This is a genomic window from Dyella sp. AtDHG13, assembly GCF_003201105.1.
GTDB classification, from domain to species: domain Bacteria; phylum Pseudomonadota; class Gammaproteobacteria; order Xanthomonadales; family Rhodanobacteraceae; genus Dyella; species Dyella jiangningensis_B.
The window spans coordinates 1-26644 of sequence record NZ_QICJ01000005.1 but is presented as its reverse complement, the minus strand read 5'-3'; the positions used below and the strand labels follow the sequence as shown (position 1 = coordinate 26644).

Annotated in this window: 11 protein-coding genes and 1 tRNA gene; 11 read left to right on the top strand and 1 reads right to left on the bottom strand. The window is 64.8% G+C overall.

Annotated features, from left to right (window positions below; genetic code table 11):
- Positions 1-74 precede the first annotated feature (74 nt).
- Positions 75-338 carry a 30S ribosomal protein S20 gene (gene rpsT, locus BDW41_RS09935; protein WP_074551575.1) on the bottom strand — a complete coding sequence of 88 codons (264 nt, stop codon included), beginning with the start codon at positions 336-338 and terminating at the stop codon, positions 75-77.
- A 279-nt stretch (positions 339-617) separates the two neighbouring features.
- Here rpsT and murJ point away from each other — a divergent pair, with 279 nt between their 5' ends.
- The 11 genes from murJ (at position 618) to BDW41_RS09885 (ending at position 26469) form a co-directional block, all read left to right on the top strand.
- Positions 618-2210 (top strand): murein biosynthesis integral membrane protein MurJ, encoded by a 1593-nt coding sequence (gene murJ, locus BDW41_RS09930; RefSeq protein ID WP_199535322.1) that lies wholly within the window; start codon positions 618-620, stop codon positions 2208-2210.
- A 117-nt stretch (positions 2211-2327) separates the two neighbouring features.
- Complete coding sequence (locus BDW41_RS09925) at positions 2328-3281, top strand: bifunctional riboflavin kinase/FAD synthetase (RefSeq protein ID WP_074551578.1); 954 nt, start codon at positions 2328-2330, stop codon at positions 3279-3281.
- A 221-nt stretch (positions 3282-3502) separates the two neighbouring features.
- Complete coding sequence (gene ileS / locus BDW41_RS09920) at positions 3503-6370, top strand: isoleucine--tRNA ligase (RefSeq protein ID WP_074551579.1); 2868 nt, start codon at positions 3503-3505, stop codon at positions 6368-6370.
- A 198-nt stretch (positions 6371-6568) separates the two neighbouring features.
- A complete protein-coding gene (gene lspA, locus BDW41_RS09915; RefSeq protein WP_074551581.1) occupies positions 6569-7060 on the top strand; it encodes a signal peptidase II in 492 nt (163 codons plus the stop codon).
- A gap of 77 nt (positions 7061-7137) precedes the next feature.
- Entirely contained in the window at positions 7138-8097 is a 960-nt protein-coding gene (gene ispH, locus BDW41_RS09910; RefSeq protein ID WP_074551582.1) for a 4-hydroxy-3-methylbut-2-enyl diphosphate reductase, read from the top strand.
- 52 nt (positions 8098-8149) lie between these two features.
- A tRNA-Thr gene (locus BDW41_RS09905) sits at positions 8150-8225 on the top strand.
- A gap of 452 nt (positions 8226-8677) precedes the next feature.
- Positions 8678-10324, top strand: coding sequence for a ShlB/FhaC/HecB family hemolysin secretion/activation protein (locus tag BDW41_RS09900; RefSeq protein WP_083337768.1), 1647 nt, complete (start codon positions 8678-8680; stop codon positions 10322-10324).
- A 50-nt stretch (positions 10325-10374) separates the two neighbouring features.
- Positions 10375-24039, top strand: a complete 13665-nt coding sequence (locus BDW41_RS09895; protein WP_074551585.1) for a hemagglutinin repeat-containing protein — start codon at positions 10375-10377, stop codon at positions 24037-24039.
- Positions 24036-24674 (top strand): hypothetical protein, encoded by a 639-nt coding sequence (locus BDW41_RS23005; RefSeq protein ID WP_146217338.1) that lies wholly within the window; start codon positions 24036-24038, stop codon positions 24672-24674. The genes BDW41_RS09895 and BDW41_RS23005 overlap by 4 nt, the downstream gene beginning before the upstream one ends.
- Before the next feature lie 461 nt (positions 24675-25135).
- Positions 25136-25474 (top strand): immunity 8 family protein, encoded by a 339-nt coding sequence (locus BDW41_RS09890; protein WP_233496831.1) that lies wholly within the window; start codon positions 25136-25138, stop codon positions 25472-25474.
- Between the two features lie 326 nt (positions 25475-25800).
- On the top strand, positions 25801-26469 hold the full coding sequence (locus BDW41_RS09885) for a hypothetical protein (RefSeq protein WP_074551589.1): 669 nt from the start codon (positions 25801-25803) through the stop codon (positions 26467-26469).
- The last annotated feature ends 175 nt before the right edge of the window (positions 26470-26644 follow it).

Sequence of the window (26644 nt, the reverse complement as noted above, 5' to 3'; positions counted from 1 at the left end):
GGTTTCCCAGGGCACAAAAAAGCCGGCTTTCGCCGGCTTTCTCGCCAACCCGAGATTCAGTACGCGGAGCTGGCTTACGCCAGCTCGCGGATCTTCGCGTTGAGGCGGCTCTTGTGGCGAGCAGCCTTGTTCTTGTGGATCAGGCCACGCGAGGCGTAGCGGTCCATGACCGGCTGCGCGGCGGCAAAGGCCTCGACGGCGGCTGCCTTGTCCTTGGCCTCGATGGCCTTGACGACCTTCTTGAGGGCGGTGCGCACCATGGAACGGGCGCTGACGTTGCGCAGGCGGCGCTGCTCGGACTGGCGCGCGCGCTTCTTCGCGGACTTGATGTTGGCCAAGGTAGAACTCCGAAATGAATTGCTGGGTTGGAAAAAGACTGGCAATTATGCGGGCAATGGGCCGCAGCGTCAACAGCTTAGCGTTGTCAAGGTGTCCTGAGGGGCGCCGGGCCGCCCCAGGGGCGGCCAAAGGTGAACCGAAGGGCCTGATTATGCCACGTCCACGCTGTCATCTTGCCATGCCGGGCTGTCACACTACGCGCCTTTCGGCGCCCGGGCAGCGGGGTCTGGCGCGTCTCACCCGACAAAGGCACGACAAGAGGCATGAAGTCTCCCAGCATGTTCCGTGGGCTGCTGTCCTTCAGCAGCATGACCATGATTTCGCGCGTACTCGGTCTGGTCCGGGACATGTCGATCAATGCCACGTTCGGCGCCAACGCGGCCACCGACGCGTTCTGGGTGGCGTTCCGCATCCCCAACTTCATGCGCCGGTTGTTCGCGGAAGGCTCGTTCTCCACGGCCTTCGTGCCGGTCTTCACCGAGGTGAAGGAGAAGCGCCCCCACGAGGACCTCAAGCAGCTGATGTCCCGCGTGTCGGGCACATTGGGCGGCGTGCTGCTGGTCATTACCGCGCTGGGCGTGATCTTCGCGCCGCAGGTGGCGGCGCTGTTCTCGCAGGGCGCGGCGGATACGCCGGAGAAGTTCGCGCTCACCGCACAGCTGTTGCGCCTGACCTTTCCGTTCCTGTTGTTCGTGTCGCTGACCGCGCTGTGCGGTGGCGCGCTCAACAGTTTCCACAAGTTCGCGCTGCCGGCGCTCACACCGGTGATCCTCAACCTGTGCATGATCGGCGGCGCGCTGTGGCTGTCCAGGTTCGTGCATCCGCCGATCATGGCGATGGGCTGGGCGATCCTGCTGGCGGGCCTGCTGCAACTGCTGTTCCAGCTGCCGTCGCTGCGAGGCCTGGACCTGCTCACGCTGCCGCGCTGGGGCTGGAGCCACCCGGACGTGCGGCGCATCCTGACCTTGATGGTGCCGACGCTGTTCGGCTCCTCCATCGCGCAGATCAACCTGCTGCTGGATACGGTGATCGCGGCCTACCTGATGACGGGCTCGCAGAGCTGGCTGTCGCAGGCGGATCGCTTCCTCGAGCTTCCGCTGGGCCTGTTTGGCGTCGCGCTGGGTACGGTGATCCTGCCGTCGCTGTCCCGTCATCACGTGACCACCGACAGGGAAGGTTTCTCCAAGGCGCTGGACTGGGGCCTGCGCACCACGCTGCTGATCGCCGTGCCGGCCATGTTCGCGCTGATGCTGCTCGCGCGGCCGCTGGTGGCCACCTTGTTCCAGCATGGCCAGTTCACCCCGTTCGACACGCACATGGCTACGCTGTCGATCACCGCGCTGAGCTTTGGCCTGCCGGCGTTCGCCCTGGTGAAGGTGGCGCTGCCGGCGTTCTATTCGCGCCAGGACACCCGGACGCCAGTGCGCGCCGGCGTGGCGTCGCTGGTGGCGAACATGGTGATGAACGTGCTCTTCGTGGCCCTGCTTTACGTGCTGTGGGCCACGCCTGAGCAGCGCCAGCTGCCCTGGCTGGACGGCATCGCCGCCGTGCCGGGCCTGCATATGGCGCTGGGCATGGCCAGCGCGATCGCCAGCTACATCAACCTCGGCCTGCTGTGGCACTGGCTGCGCCGTGCCGGCGTGTACCAGCGCCAGCCGGGCTGGGCGCGTCACATGCTGCGCCTGGTGTTGTCGTGCGCGGTGATGGTGGCCGTGCTGCTGGCCGGCATGCACCTGTGGCCGGATTGGACCGATGCGGACAAATGGACGCGCGTGTGGCGCCTGGCCGTGCTGGTGGCGGCGGGTGGTGGCGCCTATGCGGTGACGCTGTTCGCGGCGGGGTTCCGGTTGCGGGAATTGCGGGGCGTTTGAGGTCGAAACTCGCCTTGGGCTTATTGCTCGTCATCCCCGCTTTCGCCGGGATGACGGTGAGGGAACGGGCGGGGCGTGAGTGACCGGAACCGGTGGCCTAAAGGCTATACTCGCCCGATGATGAGACTTTCCAGGGATGTCGCCGGTTCCACTCTGGCGCCCGGCGGCAGCGTGGTGGCCGTCGGCGCGTTCGATGGCCTGCATCGTGGTCACCAGGCCCTGCTTGCGCAGGTGCGCGAGCGCGCCGCCGAGCTTGGCCTCACGCCGATCGTGGTCAGCTTCGAGCCGCTGCCGCGCGCCTTCTTTTCGCCCGAGCCGGTGCCACGGCTTTCCAGCGTCCGCGAGAAGCTGCGCGGGTTCGACGCCGCGGGCATGGAGCAGGTGCTCTTGCTGCGCTTCAATCGCGCCCTTACTTCCATGTCGGCGGACGATTTCGTGCGTCGCGTGCTGGTGGATCGCTTGAGTGCCCACGAGGTCTGGGTCGGCGCGGATTTCCGCTTCGGCCACAAGCGCAGCGGCGACGTGGCGATGCTGGAGCGGGTCGGGCCGGAACTCGGCTTTACTGCCCGCACCATGCCGTCGGTTCTGCTGGACGGCGCGCGCGTCTCGGCCACGCGGGTGCGCATGCTGCTGGCGGCGGGTGAATTCGCGGGGGCGGCGCCCTTGCTGGGCCGGCCGTTCGTGATCGATGGCAAGGTGGAATACGGCAAGCAGTTGGGTCGCCAGCTCGGCTACCCCACGGCCAACATCCACCTGCGCGACCGCACCAGCCCGGTCCACGGCATTTTCGCAGTGCGCGTGGGCCTGGGCGAAAGCGAGTGCAACTGGCCGGGCGTGGCGAGCCTGGGCGTGCGGCCCACGGTGAACGAGGTGCCGGAGCCGCTGCTGGAGGTCCACCTGTTCGATTTCGAGGGCGATCTCTACGGCCAGCGCATGGCGGTGGAGTTCGTGGCCAAGCTCCGCGATGAGCAGAAATTCGACAACCTGGACGCGTTGACCGTCCAGATGGCCAAAGACGCGCGTCAGGCCCGCGAGCTGCTGGGCATGAATCCGCGTCTCAGCGAGGCGTAACCGGCTCAAATCCGGTAACGTTGGCGCTTTCGCCGCGTCATCCCGGTGCAACCCCGGCAAGCAGCTTGCCAGGGCAGGCCAGGGATGGCCTGCTCGTAGAGCAAGCGTGACCCACGCTTGCTCTACGGAGCCCGGTTCGGACAGGCGCCGAACCGGGCGTCCAGAACGTGTGGGAACACGCGTTCTGGACATCCAGTAAACCCTCAGAGCGTCCCCAGGCAATGACCCAGGATTACAAGAACACCATCAACCTGCCGCAGACGGAATTCCCGATGCGTGGCGACCTGCCCAAGCGCGAGCCCAAGTGGCTGGCCGACTGGCAGCAGGTGAACCGCTATGCGCAGATCCAGGAACGCGCGGCCAACCGCGACAAGGTGTTCGTGCTGCACGACGGCCCGCCGTACGCCAACGGTGCGATTCACCTGGGCCATGCGGTGAACAAGGTGCTCAAGGACGTGGTGGTGAAGTCGCGTCTGCTGGCCGGTTTCCGCGCGCCCTACGTGCCGGGCTGGGATTGCCACGGCCTGCCGATCGAAGTGGCGGTGGAAAAGAAGTTCGGCCGCGTGGGCGACAAGCTCGACGCCGCCGCCTTCCGCCAGAAGTGCCGCGAGTACGCGCAGCAGCAGATCGACCTGCAGCGCACGGACTTCAAGCGCCTGGGCGTGCTGGGCGACTGGGAAAACCCGTATCGCACGATGGATTTCAAGTACGAAGCCGACATGGTGCGCGCGCTGGCGAAGATCGTCGGCAACGGCCACGTCGTGCGCGGCGCCAAGCCCGTGTACTGGTGCTTCGACTGCGGCTCCGCGCTGGCCGAAGCCGAGATCGAATACGCCGACAAGGTCTCGCCGGCCGTCGATGTCGCCTATGACGCCGTCGATGCCAAGGCGCTCGCGCAGAAGTTCGGCGTGGACGCGGGCGATGCCATCGTCGCTATCCCGATCTGGACCACCACGCCGTGGACGCTGCCGGAAAGCCTGGCCGTGTCGCTGGGTGGTGAGCTCGAATACGCGCTGATCGAAGGCCCGGCGCGCGACGGCCATCGCGTGCTGCTGGTGGTCGCCAGTGCGCTCGTGGAGAAGGTGGCGCACCGTTACGGCATCGACGGCGAGCCCACGGTGCTCGGCCACGTGGCCGGCCAGGCGCTGGAAGGCGTGCTGCTCAAGCATCCGTTCTACGCGCGCGAAGTGCCTGTGCTGATCGGCGACCACGTGTCCGCCGAAGACGGCACCGGCGCCGTGCACACTTCGCCCGACCACGGCGTGGAAGACTTCGTCGTCTCGCGCAAGTACGGCATCGAGACCCTCAACTACACCGAGGCGCGCGGCACCTACCGCGCTGATACGCCGGCCGCGCTCGACGGCACCGTCATCGCGGGCAAGCACCTGTGGAAGGCCAACGACGAGATCGTCGAGCTGCTGCGCCGCCGCGGCGTGCTGCTGGCCTTCGCCAAGATCGAACACAGCTATCCGCATTGCTGGCGCCACAAGACGCCGGTGATCTTCCGCACCACGCCGCAGTGGTTCATCTCCATGGAGAAGGAAGGCCTGCGCCAGACCGCGCTCGACGCAATCAAGCAGGTGCGCTGGGTGCCGTCGTGGGGCGAGGAACGCATCGCCGGCATGGTGGGCGATCGTCCCGACTGGTGCATCTCGCGCCAGCGCACCTGGGGCGTGCCGATCGCGCTGTTCATCCACAAGGGCACGCAGGAGCCGCATCCCGATTCCGTCGCGCTGCTGGAGCAGGTGGCCAAGCGCGTGGAGCAGGGTGGCATTGACGCGTGGTACGCGCTCGACGCGGCCGAGTTGCTGGGCGACCAGGCCAAGGACTATGAAAAAGTCCTGGACGTGCTCGACGTGTGGTTCGACTCCGGCGTCAGCCACTTCGCCGTGGTGGGCCAGCGTCCCGAGCTGCAGCAGGGCAAGGCGTCCAGCTACAAGGTGATGTACCTGGAGGGCTCGGACCAGCATCGCGGCTGGTTCCAGTCGTCCCTGCTCACTTCGTCGGCCATGTTCGCCAAGGCGCCGTACAACGACGTGCTCACCCACGGCTTCACCGTGGATGCGCAGGGCCGCAAGATGTCCAAGTCGCTGGGCAACGGCATTGAGCCGCAGGACATCATGAAGAACCTGGGCGCGGACATCCTGCGCCTGTGGATCTGCTCGACCGACTACCGCAACGAGATGTCGCTGTCGGACGAGATCCTCAAGCGCGTGTCGGACACCTACCGCCGCATCCGCAACACCGCGCGCTTCCTGCTCGGCAACCTGGATGGCTTCGACCCCGCCAGGCACCTGGTGCCGGTGGAGGAGAGCCTGCTGCTCGACCAGTGGGCCGTACAGCAGGCCTACGACACGCAGCAGGCGGTGATGGCGGCGTACGATCGCTACGACTTCCCGGAAATCGTGCAGCGCGTGCAGAACTACTGCACCAACGAGCTGGGCGCGCTGTATCTGGACATCACCAAGGACCGCCTCTACACGATGCCGACCGAAAGCCACGGTCGCCGCAGCGCGCAGAGCGCGATGTACCGCATCGCCGAGGCGCTGGTGCGCTGGCTGGCGCCGGTGCTCAGCTTCACCGCGGAAGAAATCTGGCAGCACATGCCGGGCGAGCGCAGCGAAAGCGTGCTGTTCGAAACCTGGTACGACGGCCTGGCCTCCACCCAGGGTTCGCCGGAACAGCGCCGCTACTGGTCCGACCTGCTGGCGATCCGCGACACCGCCTCGCGCGTGCTCGAAGGCATGCGCAAGGGCGAGCAGATCGGCGCGTCGCTGGAGGCGAAGCTGGCGATCCATGCGGACCCGGCCATCGTCGCGCGCTATCAGCCCACGGCATCGGAACTGCGCTTCTTCTTCATCACCTCCGACGTTCGCCTGGATCTGGCCGGCGGCCAGCCGGCGGATGCGGTGCTGACGGAGCTGGAAGGCGCGGACGTGTGGGTCTCGGCCACCGTCAGCGACGCCGCCAAGTGCGTGCGCTGCTGGCACCGCCGCGACGACGTCGGCACGCACGCGAACCATCCGGAGCTGTGCGACCGCTGCATCAGCAATGTGGATGGCCCGGGCGAGGACCGTCGCTGGTTCTGAAGCACCGCACTTCTTCCTCTCCCCTCCGGGGGGAGGACCGAGGTGAGTCCCGAAAAAGGGGAGGGGAAGGGTGGGTGCTAGCGATAGGGCTTCAAAAGAACGCAGTCGCTCTATCCGAAACACTCCGCAAGATTGGCCCCTCACCCCAACCCTCTCCCCGAAGGGGAGAGGGAGTAACGCTCGCAGATTGATGACTCCATGAAACCCAAACCCAACGCCCTCAACTGGCTCCTGCTCTCCGCCGTCGTCATCGTGCTCGACCAGCTGAGCAAGTGGTGGGCGCTCACCGCGCTGGCGCCCGCGGGCACGCCGCATCCGGTGATTCCGGGTTTCCTCAACTGGACGCTGGCCTTCAACACGGGCGCGGCTTTCAGCTTCCTCGCCGGCAGCACGGGCTGGCAGCGTTGGTTCTTCGTGGCGCTGGCGGTGGTGATCAGCGGCGTGCTGGTGTCTTGGCTGTCGCGCACGGCGCGCGGCGACTGGAAAACCGCATTGCCCGTCAGCCTGATCATCGGCGGCGCGCTGGGCAACCTGATCGATCGCCTGCATGCCTCGCAGGTCACTGACTTCATCCACGTCTATTTCCGTGAATGGAACTACCCGGTGTTCAATCTCGCCGACTGTGGGATCACCGTGGGCGCCGTGGCACTGGTGGTTTTCGGCCTGTTTCAGGGCAAATCCAAGGCCTGAACGCGCCATCACGTACGGCTGCACCGGCCGTGCGATAATCCGGACCTGTCAGTCGACCCGATAGATCCGGAGCTTCCGTGGACATTCTGCTCGCCAATCCCCGTGGCTTCTGCGCCGGCGTGGATCGCGCCATCGCCATCGTCGAGCGCGCGCTCGAATCCTATGGCGCGCCCATCTACGTGCGCCACGAAGTGGTGCACAACCGCTACGTGGTCGACAAGCTGCGCAACGACGGCGCGGTGTTCGTGGAAGAACTGCACGAAGTGCCCGACGGCGCCACCGTGATCTTCAGCGCCCACGGCGTCTCCAAGGCCGTGCGCGAGGAAGCCGAGCAGCGTGGCCTCAAGGTGTTCGACGCCACCTGTCCGCTGGTGACCAAGGTGCACATGGAAGTGGCGCGCCTGGGCCGCACCGGCCGCAGCGTGGTGCTGATCGGCCATGCCGGGCATCCGGAAGTGGAAGGCACCATGGGCCAGTGGAACCCCGCCAACAAGGGCGAGATCCTGCTGGTCGAGTCGGTGGAAGACGTGGCCGAGTTGAAGCCGAAGTTTCCGCACGAGCTGTCCTACGTCACGCAGACCACGCTGTCGGTGGACGACACCAAGGCGATCATTGATGCGCTGCGCAGCACCTTCACCGACATCGAAGGCCCGCGCAAGGATGACATCTGCTACGCCACGCAGAACCGCCAGGACGCCGTGCGCCGCCTCGCCAGCGCGGTGGACCTGATGCTGGTGGTCGGCTCGGTCAACAGCTCCAACTCCAATCGCCTGCGCGAGTTGGCGGAGAAGGAAGGCGTGCGTTCCTACCTCATCGACGGCGCCGAGCACATCGAGCGCAGCTGGCTCGACGGCGTGACCCGCATCGGCCTCACCGCCGGCGCCTCCGCGCCGGAGAAACTGGTGCGCGACGTCATCGCGCGCCTGCAGTCGTGGGGCGCCGGCGCGGTGCGCGAGCTCGACGGCGAGCCGGAAACCATCACCTTCGCCCTGCCCAAGGAACTGCGCCTGGCCGGCGGCGTTTCGGCCAGCCTCTGAGCGGCAACGTCTTGCGCGGTTTCGCTCCGCTCCGTAGAATTGGCGGTTCATCGCCGGAATAGCTCAGTTGGTAGAGCGGCGCATTCGTAATGCGTAGGTCGCAGGTTCGACTCCTGTTTCCGGCACCAGAAAAATCAAAGGCTTGCGATGGTTTTTTGCCTCGCAGGCCTTTTTCTTGTCCGGCTTTTTCCAAGGCATTGACGCCGCCGATCAGCACCTGTCCGTGTGCACTTCCGGCAGGCCGTGTTTCGTAAGAAGATACCTAAAGTTTTTTCGACCGCTGCCGAAAAGCCGATGTGGCTTTTCAGCTTTGTCCCATACAGGGGGACTTGCGCGCCATAGTCATTTCGCCGCCACCAGGCCCAAGCATCGGATGGCCGATGCGCCTGCTGGCGCGAAATCACGCGACCCGCCGCACGGGCCGCGTGCATCGGCGTGTGCCTCCTGCATGGTCTGGACGGGTTGCGATGTGCTCGCGTCCCGCCTGTATCTGCAGTGATAAGGAAGGGTCGTGCTTCAAGGACAGAAGAAGGCGCCCGCATGGCGCTCATGGCTGACGCTCGCGGGTCTGTGTCTGCCGATGGCATCCGCCATGGCGCAGGTCGCCGATACCGCGACGCAGGAGATCCTGCGCCAGCAGGAACGCGAGCGCGCGTTGCGCGAACAACAGGCGCGGCGCCCCGACGTGCGCCTGCCTGCGCCCGAAAAGGCCGCCGAGGATCGCCTCCCCGCCGACGAAACGCCGTGCTTCGCCATCCACCAGATTCAGCTGGACGGCGATGACGCGTCGCGGTTCCAGTGGGCGTTGAAGGCGGCGGATGCGCCGCACGATCCCGCCACCGGCCGGTGCTTGGGCACGCAGGGCATCAATGTGGTGATGAAGCGCATCCAGAACGCCATCGTCGCGCGCGGCTATGTCACCACGCGCGTGCTCGCCAAGCCGCAGGATCTGCACAGCGGCGTGCTCACGCTCACCGTGGTGCCGGGCCGCATTCGCGCGATCCGGTTTGCGCCGGGCGTGGATGCGGGCGCCACGTCGTGGCGCGATGCGTTGCCGTCGCGCCCTGGCGATCTGCTCAACCTGCGCGACATCGAGCAGGCGCTGGAAAACTTCAAGCGCGTGCCCACCGCCGATGCGGACATCAAGATCGCGCCCGCCGACGGTGACGCGCAAGCTGGCGAAAGCGATCTAGTGATCGAGTGGAAACAAACCTCGCCGATGCGGCTCGCGCTGTCGCTCGACGACTCGGGAAGCGACGCCACGGGAAAACTGCAGGGGGGCGCCACGCTGTCGCTGGACAATCTGCTGACGTGGAACGACCTGTTCTACGCCAACCTGGGACAGGCCGTGCTGGACGGCGACCGCAAGGGCACGCGCAGCTACACCGTGCACTACGACGTGCCCTATGGCTATTGGCAGCTGGGCGCCACGGCCAGCAGCTACAGCTATCACCAGACGGTTGCCGGCTATCAGCAGAACTACGTCTACAGTGGCACCAGCCACAACGCCGACGTGCGACTCAGCCGTCTGCTCTATCGCAACGCCACGCTCAAATGGGGAGCGTACGTGCGTGCATGGGAGCGCGACTCCAACAACTTCGTCGACGATACCGAGGTGCTGGTGCAGCGTCGTCGGCAGGGCGGGTGGGAAGCTGGCTTCACCTACAAGCAGTTCATCGGCGCGGCCACGCTGGACGCGAATGCCGCGTATCGCCGCGGCACGGGCGCCTTCAACGCGCTGCACGCGCCGGAGGAAGCCTTTGGCGATGGCACTTCGCGCACCCAGCTGATCACTGCGGACGCCACGCTCACCGTGCCGTTCCAGCTTGGCGGACAACGCTTGCGCTACATCGGCAGCTGGCGTGCGCAATGGAGCCAGGCGCCGCTGGTGCCACAGGATCGCTTCGCCATTGGCGGCCGCTACACCGTGCGCGGCTTCGACGGCGAGCTGTCGCTGACCGGCGACCGCGGCTGGCTGCTGCGCAACGACCTGGGTTGGAGCGTCGGCGGCGGCCAGGAGCTCTATCTCGGCGCGGATGTCGGCCACGTCAGCGGCCCGCCCACGCAATGGGAACTGGGCAAGACGCTCGCGGGCGCGGTGCTTGGCCTGCGTGGCGGCTGGCGCGGCTTCGCGTGGGATGCCTTTGTCGGTGCGCCCATCAGCAAGCCGCATGGTTTCCAGACCGACAACCCCACCACCGGTTTCACCCTCAGCTGGTCGTACTAGCCCGGCGCGGACGAGCGCGCCATGTGTCGTTTGCCTGACAGGGAAAGTCCATGAACAAGCATCTGTATCGCATCGTCTTCAACCACGCGCTCGGCCTGTTCCAGGTCGTATCGGAGCTGGTCCGCCGGCCGGGGCGCGGCGTATCGAAGGAGGCCGGCGTCGTGGCGGCCGCGGTGCGCCCGGTCAGCCTGGCGTTGTGGGTCAGCTTCGGTTGGATCGGCCTGGCTTCCGTGGCAAGCGCGCAGATCGCAGGCGACATGCAGGCGCCGGGCAACCAGCGGCCCACCGTGATGGCCGCGCCCAACAACGCGCCATTGATCAATATCCAGACGCCCAGCGCGGCCGGCGTATCGCGCAATACCTACAGCCGCTTCGATGTCGGCAACGAAGGCGCGGTGCTCAACAACTCGCACACCAACACTCAGACGCAGCTGGCGGGCACGGTATCCGGCAATCCGTGGCTCGCCAACGGCACGGCCAAGGTGATCCTCAACGAAGTCACCGGACCCAATCCCAGCCAGTTGAACGGCTACATCGAAGTGGCGGGCGACCGCGCGCAGGTAGTCATTGCCAATCCCTCCGGCATTGCGTGCGACGGCTGCGGTTTCATCAATGCGAACCGCGTGACGTTGACCACCGGCGTGCCGGTGCTCAACGGCGGCGCGCTGGACGGCTATCGCGTCACCGGTGGCACCATTCAGATCAACGGCAAGGGCATGGATGCCAGCCGTGCCGACTACGCCGACATCATCGCGCGCGCCGTGCAGGTCAACGGCGGCATCTGGGCGCCGCAGCTGCAGGTCACCACCGGTGCCAACGACGTGAAGGCGGATCCGTCGCAGGCCAGCGCGATCACCGCTGACGGCAACAAACCCACGTTCGCGCTGGATGTCAGCGCGCTGGGCGGCATGTACGCCAACAAGATCGCCTTGCTCGGCACCGAGCATGGCCTGGGCGTGCGCAACGCTGGCAACATCGGCGCGCAGGCCGGCGAGTTGACCGTCACCGTCGACGGCCGCCTGGAAAACACCGGCAGCCTGCAGTCGCAAACCAACACGCAGATCAACGCCAGTGGCGGCATCGCCAACGCCGGCACGCTCAGCGCCACGCGCGAACTCGACATCGCCACCGCGCAGGACGTCGACAACAGCGGCGGCGCCTTGAACGCGGCACGCATCGCCGTCGATGCGGCGTCGATGCGCAATGCCGGCGGCACCATCACGCAGACCAGCGCGCAGGCCATTGCCATGCAGGTGGGCACCTTGTCCAACCGCAACGGCGGACGCATCGGCATGCCAGAGGTGGACGCGGGCAGTGGATCCTCCGGCACACCCGGTTCATCGACCGGCAACGGCGGTGCGTCGACGGCCGGCAGCAGCGGTAGCGGCAGCAGTGCGGGTAGCAACAGCGGCGGCGCGGGCGTGACGCCTGTGCCGCCGCTGGCTGATGGCGCGCTGCATATCACCGGCCTGCTCGACAACGATGGCGGCCGCATCACGGCGGCCTCCGGCTTCGACCTGGTCACGAGCAATGGCGTGGCCAATGATGGCGGCCAACTGGCCTTGCGCCAGCTCACGCTCACCGGCGGCGATCTGAGCAACCGCAACGGCGTGCTTTCCGTCGACAAGGCATCGACCGTGCATGCCGCGCAGGTCGTCAACGACGGCGGCCAGTTGAACTTCGCCAAGGCACTGGCGTTCGATGCGCAGGCACTCTCCAATCGTGCTGGCAGTTTCCTGCTGGCCGATCCCGCCGCCATGACATTTACGGTCGCCGGTGTGCTGGACAACACCGGCGGCACGCTCGCCAGCAACGCCTCGCAGTTCACGCTGAGCAGCGCCGCCCTCATCAATGAAAAGGGCGCCATCAATCACGCCGGCGCCGATGGCTTCTCGCTTAGCACGGGTAGTTGGCTGGGAGCGGGCGGCACGGTGGCCACCGCGGGCGCGGCGAGCATCAGCGCGGGCACGGTCGATCATCAGGACGCGGTACTTAGCGCGACGCAACTCACCTTCCGCGCCGTCAATCTGGACAACCGTGGCGGCACCATCGCTTCCTCCGGCGACCAGACCAATATGCTCAACGTGGTCGGTGCGCTGGACAATGGCAGCGGTGGCGTCATCCGCAGCAATGGCGATCTTTTCCTCACGGCGGAAACGTTCGGAAACGCGGGCGGCACGGTGCAGCACGCGGGGCAGGGAACGTTGGGCATCTACGCGATCACGCTCAACGGTATCGGCGGGACCATCGCCAGCAACGGCACGTTGTCGCTGACCGGCGACACGATCAACGTGGGCAAGGGAACCACGTACGCGCAGAACGTCATCGTCGATGCCGGTTCGCTGACCACCGCCGGCGGCTCGCTGACCGCGCTGGGCGCAGGTGCGCTGAATGTCCGGACACGCAATGCGTTCGACAACACGGGTGGTACAGTCGCCACCAACGGCGCAATGCAGATCGACGCCGGCTCACTGGACAACACCGGCGGCAAGCTGAGCGCCGCCGGCCATGACGCATCCCGGGTGCAGGTGGCCGATGCGTTCGCCAACAACGCAGGCACCATCGCCACGTCGGGGGCCACAACACTGCATGCCGGCACGCTGGCCAATGTGGGAGGCGTCGTGCAGGTGGCCGGCGGCACGCTCACCGTCACGGCGGATGGCCTGCTCGACAACAGCGTGAAGGGCACGTTGACGTCCGATGGCGATCTGTCCGTCAACGCGACTACGTTCGACAACACACAAGGCACCATCGCACATGCGGGCACGGGCACGCTGACCATTCAGGCGACGACGCTCAATGGGCAGGGCGGCACCATCGCCAGCAACGGCGCACTCTCGCTCACAGGCAGAGCGATCAACCTTGCGAGCGGCACCACGTACGCGCAGTCCATCGTGCTGAATGCGGATTCGCTGAGCACGGCCGGCGGTACTTTCACCGCGCTCGGCGGCACTCCGCTGAACCTCACCGTGCGTGGCCTGTTCGACAATACGCACGGCACGGTGGCGACCAATGGCGCCTTGCAGCTCAAGGCCAGCTCGCTGACCAATGCAGACGGCAGCTTTGCCGCTGCTGGCAAGGACGCGACGAGCATCGCCGTCACGCAGACCTTTGACAATACGCGCGGCACGCTGGCTGCGATGGGTGCCACCACTATCCATGGCGGCACCATCGTCAATCAGGGCGGTGCGATCCAGGCGAGTGGTGGTTCCACGCTTACCGTCACCGCCGATGACCTGCTCGACAACAGCGCCAAGGGTACGCTCACGTCCGATGGTGATCTGTCGGTTACTGCGGCCACGCTCGACAATACCCAAGGCACCATTGCCCACGCAGGCACGGGCGCGCTGACCATCCAGGCGGCGACGCTCAACGGTCAGGGTGGAACTATCGCCGGCAACGGTTCGCTTTCGCTCACGGGTGGCGCGATCAATCTCGCCAACGGCATCACCTACGCACAGTCCATCGCACTGAATGCGGATTCGCTGAGCACGGCCGGCGGCAACTTCACGGCGCTTGGCGGCACGCCGTTGAACCTCACCGTGCGCGGCCTGTTCGACAACACGCGCGGCACCGTGGCGACCAATGGCGCGCTGCAGCTTCAGGCGCAATCGCTGGCCAATACGGACGGCAAGCTGACGGCTGCCGGCGCGGATGCCACGTCCATCGTCGTCACCAACGCGCTGGACAACACCCGAGGCACGCTGGCCGCGATGGGTGCGACTACGGTTCACGGCGGCAGCATCGTCAACCAGGGTGGCACCATCCAGGCTGGCGGCGGTTCCACGCTCACGGTCACGGCCGATGGTCTGCTCGACAACAGCCAGCATGGCGTACTCGCCAGTGACGGCGACCTCTCCGTGACCGCGGCCACGCTCGACAACACGCAGGGCACCATCCAGCATGCGGGGGAGGGCGCCCTGACCATCAATGCGTCCACGCTGCACGGCGCGGGCGGCACCATCGCCAGCAACGGCAGTTTCGCCCTGCATGGCGGCGCGCTCGACCTGAGCGGTGGTACCACCTATGCGAAAGCCATCACGCTGGATGCGGATTCGCTGAGCACGGCCGGCGGCAATCTCACCGCGTTGGGAGGAACTCCACTGACCCTTACGGTGCGCGGCCTGTTCGACAATACGCACGGCACCGTCGCCACCAACGGCGCACTGGAGGTCAGCGCGCAGTCGCTGACCAACACCGACGGCACCTTCAGTGCAGCCGGTACGGATGCCACCCGCTTCGCTGTCGCGCAGACTTTCGACAATACACGCGGCACGCTGGCAGCGATGGGCGCTACTACCGTCCACGGCGGAACCATCATCAACCAGGGCGGCGTGATCCAGGCGGGCGGCGGTTCCACACTGAACGTCACGGCGGACGACCTGCTCGACAACGGTGCCAAGGGCACGCTGACGTCCGATGGCGATCTGTCCGTCAACGCGACTACGCTCGACAACACGCAAGGCACCATTGCGCACGCAGGCACGGGTGCGCTGACCATTCAGGCGAAGACGCTCAATGGCCAGGGCGGTACCATCGCCAGCAACGGCGCACTCTCGCTCACGGGCGGCGCGATCAACCTTGCGAATGGCACCACCTACGCGCAGTCCATCGTGCTGGAAGCGGAATCGCTGAGCACGGCCGGCGGCAACCTCACCGCGCTGGGCGCATCGCCGCTGAACCTCACCGTGCGTGGCCTGTTCGACAACACGCGCGGCACGGTCGCTACCAACGGCGCGCTGCAACTCAACGCCGGCTCGGTGACCAATGCCGACGGCAACCTCACGGCCGCCGGCAAGGACGCGACCAGCATCGCCGTCGCGCAGACCTTTGACAATACGCGCGGCACATTGGCCGCGATGGGTGCCACCACCATCCACGGCGGCAGCATCGTCAACCAGGGCGGCACGATCCAGGCGGGTGGCGGTTCCACGCTCAGCGTCACCGCCGATGACGTGCTCGACAACAGCGCCAAGGGCACGCTCACGTCCGATGGCGATCTGTCGGTTACTGCGGCCACGCTCGACAATACCCAAGGCACCATCGCCCACGCAGGCACGGGCGCGCTGACCATCCAGGCGGCGACGCTCAATGGGCAGGGCGGCACCATCGCAAGCAACGGCGCGCTCTCGCTCACTGGTGGTGCGTTGAATCTTACCAATGGCACGACCTACGCACAGTCCATCGCACTGAATGCGGATTCGCTGAGCACGGCTGGCGGCAACTTCACCGCGCTTGGCGGCACACCGTTGAACCTCACCGTGCGCGGCCTGTTCGACAACACGCGCGGCACGGTGGCGACCAATGGCGCGCTTCAGATCGATGCGAAGTCGCTGACCAACACCGGCGGCACGCTAACCGCTGCCGGCACCAGCGCTACTCGCATCACCGTCGCCCAAGGTTTCGACAACACCGGTGGCACGCTGGCCGCGATGGGTGCGACCACGGTTCACGGCGGCAGCGTCGTCAATCAGGGCGGTACCGTTCAGGCGGGCGGTGGCTCGACGTTGAACGTCACCGCGGATGGCCTGCTCGACAACAGCCAGCATGGCGTGCTCGCCAGCGACGGCGACCTCTCCGTGACCGCGGCCACGCTGGACAACACGCAGGGTGCGATCCAACACGCCGGGCAGGGTGCGTTGACCATCCGTGCGGCCACGCTCAACGGTCAGGGCGGCACGCTCGCCAGCAATGGCGCGCTGACCATCGCGGGCGCCAGCACCAACCTGCGCGGCGGCACCACCACGGCGCAGCAGATCAGCATCGACACGGGCTCGCTGGTCACCGCGGGCGGCAACCTCTCCGCGCTCGGCACCGGCTTGCTGCATCTGGGCGTGAGCGGTGCGATGGACAACAGCGGCGGTCATGTCGCTACCAATGGGGCGTTGCAGCTCAACGCGGGTTCGCTGTCCAACGCCAACGGCTCCATCCTTGCGGCCGGCGCGAATGCCAGCTCGCTGCTCGTCACCAATGCGTTCGACAACACGCGTGGCACGTTGGCCACTACCGGCACCACCACGTTGCATGTGGGCAGCCTCGACAACACCGGCGGCACGGTGCAGTCCGCCAGTACGGGCACGCTGACCGTCACCACGGACGGCCGTCTGGTCAACGATAGCGGCACGCTGGTCAGCAACGGCGCGCTTGCGCTCACCGCCGGCAGCGTGAGCAACCATGCCGGCGCCATCCAGGCGCAGCAGGGCATCACGGCGACGGCGGCGGGCACGCTCGACAACAGCGGCGGCGCCCTGATTGCCGGTGGCGATGTGAATGTGTCGGCGGGTACGCTGCTCAACCGCGACACCATCCAGGGCGGCCCAGCCAATAGCGCGATCGCCACGCAGGGAATCTTCGGCAACCGCGTGCAGGTGCAGGCCGACACCATCGACAACACGCGTGGCCAGATCCACGCCAACGACGCGCTCACTTTGCGCGGCCGCAGCCAGGGCAGCGCGGCGATCACTAATGCCGCCGGTTCGCTGGACGGCACGGGCGCGGTCACCGTCACGGCCTCCACGCTCGACAACACCGGCGGCCAGCTGATCCAACGCGGCGACGCGGGAGCGCTGTCGCTCACCGTGAATGGCGCACTCGGCAACACCGCGCACGGATTGATCGGCGCGGAAGGCGTTGCAAATATCCAGGCCGGTTCCTTCGACAACAGCGGCGGCACGGCGTATGCCCGCCACGATTTCACGCTCACCAGTTACGGCAATCTGTTCAACCGCAGCGGCGGCCAACTGCAGACCAGCGGTGCGTTGGCCCTCACGGCCAACGGAAGCTTCGACAACAGCGGCGGTGCGGTGGATGCCACCGGCGCCGCCACGGTAAGCGCGGCAAGCGTGTCCAATGTTGGCGGCCAGCTGCTCGCGGGCAATGCGGGCAACCCCAATGCGACGCTGCAGGTGACATCGGGCAGTGGCATCGACAATCGCGGCGGCTCCATCGGCAATCGTGGCGGCGACACCAACGTTCACGCATCGAGCATCGACAACAGCAGTGGCGGCAAGCTGGTCGCGCAGCGCAATGTGAATCTGGATAGCGTCGGCGCACTCAACAATATCGGCGGCACGGTCTATGCCACCGGCGATCTCAGCTACCAGAACGGCAACGCCTGGCTCGACAACTCCGGCGGTCAGTTCGGCGCGGGCGGCACGGCGTGGACCACGCTGTCCAGCATCACCAACGCCAATAGCGGCCATATCCAGGCCGGCACGCTCTGGCTCAACACGACTACGTTGAACCTCAACGGCGGCGAGATCGACGCCGGTGCGTTACACGCGCAGGTGTCCGCCATCAATGGCGTCGGCCGCCTCTACGGCTCGCAGCTGCTCGATGCGCATATCAATGGCGACTATACGTATGCCGCCGGCCAGCGATTCGAGAGCGATGGCGTGCTCAGCCTCACCGTGGGTGGCACGCTCACCAATCAGGGCGCCCTGCAGACGCAGGGCGAGCTGGACATCACCGCTGCCAACCTGATCAACCAGGGCAGCATCAACGCCAGTGCGGGCAACGGCGGCGCCAGCGCCAACATCAACACCAGCGGCCTGATCGACAACCAGCGCGGCGGGCGTATCGAGGCCGACACGCTCACCCTCACCGCCAGCGACGTCACCAACACAGGCAACATCGTCGGTGACAACGTGCGTATCAACGCCAACACGCTCACCAATGGCCGCGACCTGGGCACGGCCATGGCCGCCGTGGATTACGGCGAGGGTTTTATCGGTGCGGCCAATGGTATGGATCTGCGCATCGCGCAGCGCCTGGACAATCTGGACGGCGATATCTTCAGTGGCGGCAACCTCAACATCGCCGGTCGCTGGGATGGCACGCGCGTCGCCGCGTTGAACAATGTGTCCGGCCGCATCCAGGGACAGGGCAACGTCTCCATCGATGCGGACCAGCTCGACAACCGCCGCCGCGTCATCAACACCGCCACCTATGTGCTGAGCGCGGACGAGCAGGCCGCCAACAGTGGTAGCGCCACCGTGGCGCAATTCCTATACAGCGACAGCGATCCCAACCACAGGCCGCCGGCCGTCGGCGCGGATCAGGTGGTGGACGCGGCCGGGCAGGCCAAGGCCAAGGCGTATTGCGATAGCCATAACTACTCGTCGCTGCGTTGCATTGGTTATCCGCAGGGTCGTGGGTCGCCGGTGGTGTTCCAGTCGGTGACCACCAGCACGCTCACGCAGGTCACTGTGATCACCAGCGCCAGCGCGGACAGCCGCATCGAGTCCGGCGGCGACATGGTGCTCAACGGCAACATCCGCAACAGCGCGTCCACCATCGCCGCTACGCGCAACCTGACCATCAACGGCAGCGGTGGCGGCGACGGCTGGGCCAGCGTGCAGAACATCGCCTGGATGCCCAGCGGCCAGGTCACCACCACCACCAACTACCAGACGCAGTCGCAGTACCTGATCAACAGCCCGCGCACCTGGCTCGATGGCGACTGGTGGACCTACGACACCTCCAGCGGCAGCCAGTCCGTGCTGCTCGCGCCGGGCAACGTGCCGAGCTGGGTCACCTACGACGTGGGCCAGGGGCTGAGTGCCACCATCACGGCGGGCGGCAATCTTTCCATCGGCGGCAACGTCACCAACACGGTGGTGGGCGCCAAGGGTGGCGGTGGCGCCATCAACGCGGGCGATCTCACCGGCCCCGGTGGCGTGGCGTTACGCAGCGCCAGTTCCGCGCGCGCCGGCAACGCGGGCAGTGTCGACAACGCGCACGGCAGCGCCGTCGCGGGCACGGGGCGCGTCAATGGCACGCAAGGGCAGGCGGTTTCCGGTGCGGGCGGCGTGGACGATGCGCAAGGCCAGGCGGTCGGCGACATCGGCCGCGTCAACGGCGCGCAAGGCCAGCTGATCACGGAGACCAGCCGCGTCAACGCTTCCCAGGGTCAGGGTGTGGGCAATGCCGGCAGCGTGGCACGCGCGGATGGCGGCAAGGTTGGCGATGCCGGCGGCGCCAAGGGCGTCGGTGCGCAATCGGTGGGCTCATCCGAACAGGCCTTGCCCGGTTACGTGCCGCCTTCCAACGCCATGTATGCGCAGAACGGCGACCCCAGCGCACCTTTCCTGGTGAGCACCGCGCCGCGTTTCGCCAAGGGCGCATCCACCAGTTCCGACTATCTGCTGAAAGCACTGGGCGACGACCCCAGCAACACGCAGAAGCGGTTGGGCGATGGCTATTACGAACAGCAACTGGTGCTTGATCAGTTGCTGCAACTCACCGGTCGCCGCACCTTGAACGGCGGCGACCCCATGGCGCAGTACACCGCGCTGATGAACGGCGCCGCCAGCGAAGCCGAACGCCTGGGCCTGAGCCTGGGCGCGCCGCTCACCAGTTCGCAGATCAGCTCGCTGCAGTCGGACATCGTGTGGCTGGTGGATCAGGTGGTGGATGGCCAGCATGTGCTGGTGCCGGTGGTGTACCTGTCCAAGGCCACCGCCGAACGCCTGCAGAACGATGGCGCACTGCTCGCTGGCGACACGGTAAACATCCAGTCCGGCGGCACCGTGCGCAACGACGGCACCATCACCGGCACGCAGAGCACTGTGATCAATGCCGACACGCTGATCAACCACGGCACGCTCAATGGCGGCCAGCAACTCGCCATCGCCACGCGCAACGACACCATCAACAGCGGTGCCATCAAGGGTGGCACTGTCAGCGTGCAGGCAGGGCGGGATCTGGTCAGCACCGGCGCCATCACCAGCACCGGCGACATGGCGCTTGCGGCAGGCCGCGACCTCACCGTGGGCAGCGCACCCGTGCAATCGGGCGGCAACCTCGCCATGGTGGCCGGCCACGACCTGACCGCCTCGGCAAGCCACATCTCCGCCGTGGGCAACGCCCAGCTGGTGGCCGGCAACAACCTCAACCTCGATGCCACCGTGCACACCACTCGCACCGGTGGTGCGTCCAACGGCCAGGAAAACACCACGCACGCCGTTACTGATATCACTGCAGGCGGCAACCTTGCCCTGGTCGCCGGCAACGACCTTACCAGCGTGGGCGCGCAGCTGAAGGCAGGCAACCAGCTGGGGCTGAGCGCCGGTCACGACATCACGCTCAACGCCGTGACGGACAGTCAATCCAACTACAGCAAGACCGCGGCAGGCAGCACGGTCAGCGCCACGCGGAGCATCGACGAGACCGTGCGCGGCAGCACGTTGAGCGGTGCCAATGGCGTCAGCATTGTCGCCAAGAACGACCTTACCGCCACCGCCGCCACCATCAGCTCCACCAACGGCGGCATCGGCCTCATGGCGGGCCACGACCTGACGCTGAACACCGCGCAGGAAAACCACAGCACCGTCACCGACACCAAGACCACCGACAGCGGTCTGCTGTCCAGTACCACCAAGCGCACGCACGACAGCGTGAGCGACAGCCTCGCCATGGGCACCACCATCAGCGGCGACAGCGTCTCCATGGCGGCCGGCCACGATTTGACGGCCACCGCCGCGCAGATCGCCGCCGACCACGACATCGTCATGGCCGCGGGCAACAACCTCACGCTCAACACCGCCAACGACGTCCATACCGAAGAACACGGCACCAGCAAGACCAAGTCCGGCCTGATGGGTGCCGGCGTCGGCATCATGCTCGGCGAAGCCAAGCAGAGCCAGGACGCCACGCTCACGCAAACCACGCCCACCGGCACCACTGTGGGCAGCCTCGGCGGTAGCGTCACCATGACCGCCGGCAACACCGTCCACCTCACCGACGCCAACGTGCTCAGCGACACCGGCACCGCCATCGTGGGCAAGAACGTCACGATCGACGCGGCGGTGGGTACGACGGATACGTCGCAGACGTACAAGCAGAGCAGTGCCGGCATCACGCTTGGCCTCACAGGCGGCGCCGTAACCGCGGCGCAAGCCGTCTATCACGCGGCCAAGGGAGCAAGTAAGAGCGACGACTCGCGCCTGAAGGCATTGTACGCAGCCCAGGGTGCCGAGGCGCTCTTCTCTCCGGGTGCGGGCAATATGATGGGCCTGGGCGGGCAGACCGGTGCCGAGGCCATGGGGCAGGCGGCCCAGGGCAATGCCAGCAGTGCTGGTGTCAGCCTGCGCATCGGCATTGGTGCGAGCAGCGCTACGGCGACCTCCAGCACGCATGACGAAACGGCCTACGGAAGCACCATCCGCAGCAACGGCAACGTGGTGATTGCCGCAACCGGCGGCGACCTCAACGTCATTGGCAGCAAGATCAGCGGCGACAACGTGGCACTGACTGCGGCCAACAATCTGAATCTGCTGAGCCAGGCGGAGCAGCATACCGACAAGAGCAGTAACAAGAATGCTGGGGGCGAAGTCGGTTTCAGCGTGGGTGCGACCACCGGCTGGTACGCCAGCGTCAGCGCCGGAAAGGGCGACGGCCACGGCAACGGCACGACCCATGCCACGACCACCATCAATGCCACCCATGGGCTGAGCATTACGAGCGGAGGCGACACCACCATTCAGGGCGCTCAAGCCAAGGGTGAGACCGTGCTCGCCAATATTGGCGGCAACCTCAATATCGCCAGCGAGCAGGACACTGACGACTTCCATAGCAAGCAGCAGCAGATCGGCGTTACGGTGGCTACTGGCAGTGGCATGTCAGGCAGCTACAACCAGAGCAACACCGACAGCCACTACGCCAGCGTCACCACCGTCAGCGGCATCGCGGCAGGCGATGGTGGCTTCAACATCCACGTCAACGGCAACACCGACCTGAAGGGCGGCGTCATCGCGAGTACCGCCGATGCAAGCAGGAACCTGCTGGACACCGGCAGCCTGACTTTCAGCAACATCGAAAATCATGCCGAATACAGCGCCAGCAGTTTCGGCGTTGGCACGGGTGGGCCCATGGGCATGGCCGGTTTGGCTGGCCTTGCGATGCCGCAAACCGGTAGTGCAAGCAGCACCACAAAGGCCGGTATAGCCGATGGCACCATCATCACCCGCAACGGCAACACCGACCTGAGTGGGCTGGACCGCAACCCCGATATCAACGCACAAGGGCTCAAGCAGATCTTCGATCAGAAGAAGATCGCGGAGAACCAACAGATCGCTGCGCTTGCCGGGCAGGTAGGCATGACGGCGGTCGGCGACATTTCCGCCTACATGGCGAACCACGCGACCACGGAACAAGAGCAAAAGTCTTGGCAGGACGGCGGTGCCAACAAGGTGATCCTGCATGGACTCGTGGGTGCAGGTACGGCAGCCCTTAGCGGAGGGAATGTTGCGCAGGCTGCGGCGGGCGCGGCGGCAAGTGAGGCCGCCAGCAAGGCGATGGGCGACTGGTTGTGGGATAACTACAAGATCAGTGCGACATCCGAAGAGGGTAAGAGCTTGCTGGGGCTGGCGAGCGCTGCGATTGGTGGTGTTGTAGGTGGTGGCGCGGGGGCGTCGACGGCGCTGCAGGGCGAGCAGTTCAATCGGCAGTTGCACCCTGATTATGTGCAGCATCTCCAGTCCGAGGCCGAGAAATTTGCTGAGCAACAGTGTGGTTGCAATCTTGGTGCATTGAGTCCGGAGGATCAAAAAGCTGCTACTGACAATGCGATGCAGACATTGCTTCAAACGGCGCAACGAATGCAGGACGACACCTTCGATGCGAAGTTCAATGGCGCCCCGATTGATGCCACCGCCAGGGCGTTCATCCAGAATGACAACTTCGGCGAGTACATCGGCGGCACTTATTACAATCTATCGCAGGCAACGAAAGACGAGCGTGCCAACCCAACGATAAATGCTTATGCGCTCTACATGCGGCTGAATCAGGATAACAATGGCGGAATAGAAGCCATCATGCCAGCAACGGGCTACAGTCTTAGTCAGTATTGGGGGCTTGCTCAAGCCGACTACAACTCCGGGAGACCGCAAGGCCAGAATTTCGATGTTCAGATGGAAAGCTGGATGAGGCAGGACTCGTTGGACTTCCTGAAGTTCAACGGAAAAATTGCCGCTGCAGGCGCTCTTGGTGGATTTGCCTCTCTCTCTCCGGCGCTCAACACCCTTTACATGGGCTACAACACCTATGAAGGTGCAGATCAAGTCCAGCAAGGAAACTACGTCTTGGGCGGACTGCAAGCAGTGGGCGGACTTGTTGGGCTTGGCCAGGCGGCCCGCGAATTGGGCCAGGTATCGAGTCTGAGCGAGGCACTGTGGAGCCCCTTGGGGCGCGCGTCCAAAGCTACCATCGTTGGATCCGGCGAGGGGCAGAGCAACAACGTCGCTGACGAAATAGATGCTCTGCAGCGTATTGGCCAGAATCCGATGGGGCCGCTGCTGGAAGGCAAGGCGCCAGGTAGTGTGCTCAACACACAATATGTCCGGCAACTGGAAGCGGGAACGCTGCCAGGGCTTGGGACGGCAGGGCAGCCTCGCGTCATGCAGGCTAGCTTGGCTCCAAGTGCGACAGCTAATGATTTTGCCGTTCAACTGCTCGGTAGGGAGCCCACGCAAGCAGAGTACCTGGCAGGTTCTACGCGACTAAATAAGGGCAATTGCCAGGGGTGTTGGATGGCAACGCGGGAGGACGGAACAACGATTATTTATAGGCCGGAAGGGATGGCGACACAGACGCTTGGTACAACTGCGACCGTTGAAATCAACAATCCGAGATTCCAATCTGTGAATAATGGTGAAAAGCAGCTCAAACTGAAATTTCCGCAGACTGGTGCTGCCGACGTAGGAGGACGCCCATGAAATTGCCGGAAGACGTAGCGATTTGGCTGCAGGGGCGTATCGCCATGATGTCGACTGACGATATGTCTGCTCTTGCATTTTCATCAGGTCGAATCGAGAGCTGTCCAGATGACACGATTGCGCGATGGCAGCTTGCAGTAGATATGATCCATCGATGCGTGGTTAGTGGTGTTTTGGAGATCAATCCTGCACTCACGGACTTTGTCATGGCCGAAGGTCTTCAGGCGGCCACGCGAGAAATGGCGATGGTGGACCCTTTTAAGTTTCCGGGAGATGCCGGTGCCCAGTTGATATGGCTCGGGTCGTATTTATATTGCACGAGTCATTTTCGATTGCGCGTCGCTCACTATGGGCTGCTCGATGCCGACGAAGCTGATGCCATAGCTCAGAGTTGTTTGTATGTACTTGGGCATCCAAAGGATTACCCGGCTTATGTCGCCAAACAAGCAGAACAGCGTCAAAAGGCTGACCACTATTTTGAATGTGCACGCGTCTCTCGCGACGCGGGTTGGGTTAAGGGTAAAGACATCACTGTATTGAACCCTGACTTTATTGAGGAAATAGAAGGCCTATGCGAGGCACACGGCGTCCCCTGGGCTAGTGCGCCGATAATTCCCGTTGTGCCCGGTCCATAGAACTAAGCTTCAAAGCGAAACGAAAAACAACGGGAATCGACCGGTCGTGCGCATGAGATGGCTCTCGTGAGTGGGCGACCGGTCAATGCGACGAGTGCCGAGAAAGCCATGAAGATGCCATGCCGTGCGGCAGACCACTTGCAATATTGGCTCATCCGCACATCGACAGACGACGAGTTCGGAATTTCGACTGCTCAGAACCTCGCAATCTACCGAGATAGGTTGGGGCGAGCTGACGTCCGACGTCGCTGATTCCTATCCGTTCAACTAGCGCAGATCATATTTGATGAAGTAAAGAGCGTTTTAGTCCCTTGAAGATATTCCGTCGCGGCCGCGGAATTGGCCGGTGAGTGGGGGCAGTTAGACGAGGGTGCTGTCGAGCGAAGTGCGGCCGATATGCTCGGAGAAGGCCGGAAACGGCCATTTGAATGTCACGCAGTAAGGTGAGAGCAATGCGCGCAATGGTTAAGGGTCTGTCTAGCGATGATTTTGATTTGGAAGTTGGCTCCCCGGATGACATGACGTGTTTTGCTTTAAATCTGCGTCTGCGCATAGGACGGGAAGAATCCAAAGGCGCGGATGACTTCTCATTGCTTGTGTGCACGCCCACCTGGCTAGAGCAGTCAGTTGCGGAACCTATGTGGGGTCGTCATCTCTTGATCGTTCCAAAGTACGATCTGACGTCCATTCGAAATAAGGTCGATGATTTTGTCTCGAGTGTCTCTGGAGAAAGTTGGTCTGAGCTGGCGCTAAAACTCTCTAGGGTCTTTGCTTGGGAGTATGAGGACTATCAAGCATAAGAGGGTGATGGGACGCTTTGGTGTTGCGCATCGATGATCGCCGTGAGCTGGGGCTATCACGATGGGAACGTGAGTCCAACATCAGGGATGTGCCCAAGGGTATGCACCTGCTTGCACGGTTTGAGTAGCTGTTGTCAGACTTTCCTCTTCCGTCATCAACTGAAACTTGGATGACCGAAACGAGGCATTCTGTCGAAGCTCAAGTTCCTGCGATGGCCGCCGATACCCATTCATTCATTGCCTCGGACGTCGCAATCAGTCCGGCCATAGCGGCCTGACCCACGTCTCGCGCAAGGAAGCCACTATCAACTCAAGGAGCAAGTTCAATGAAGGCACGTTTTCTTCTGCCGGTACTCGTCGCTGGCCTGGTTGGTTGCGCCACGCAGCCTGTGGGCGTGAGTGGTGATCAGGCCACTGCGTTTCGTGAGCAAGGCGTTGCGGTGGGGCAGGTGTCCGGGGCCGGGGCGGTGCAATTGAAGACCAAGGGGCAGGCGATCGGCGGCATGGTGATCGGTTCCGTGGTCGGGTCGGCGGCGGCGTCCAGTCCGGCGTCGGCGACACCGCAGGGCATGCAGCAGGCGATGGAGTTGGGGAACATGACCAACAGCGTCGTGCAGCAGACCGTTACGGATATCGGCCAGCACATCGAGCAGGCGGATACGCCGGCGCTGGCCATGGCGGCGACCATTGCCAAGGCGCAGGGCGAGCGCACCAGCGCTGCCTACCATGTGGATATCAAGCAGGAACTGTGGCTGCTCGATTACGACAGCATGTTCGGTTCGGACAACTATCGCCTGCACTGGACGGTGACGTCCAAGGTTCGCGACGGGCAGGGCAAAGTCGTCGCCACGTCGCGCTGCCAGGGTGACGGCGAACAGAAGCGCGCGCTTGACGAGTGGAAGGCCGAGGACTATTCCAAGGTCAAGGAAGTGGCTCGCACTGTGGGTGAACGCTGCGCAAAGCAGCTGTGGGGCGATATCGGCCTGCGCGGCTGATGTTGTCTCGTCTGTAAAACGAGCGCCGGCTTGAGGCCGGCGTTCAGACCTCCCAGGAATTTCGCGGACACTGCAGCCTGTGACCTGCCCCCGGGCTTAGGGCCAAAACCTATTTCGTAGAGTCCAAGGTTGCGAGCTTATCGCTCGGTGATGGGTTGGCAAGGGTTCCTTGATC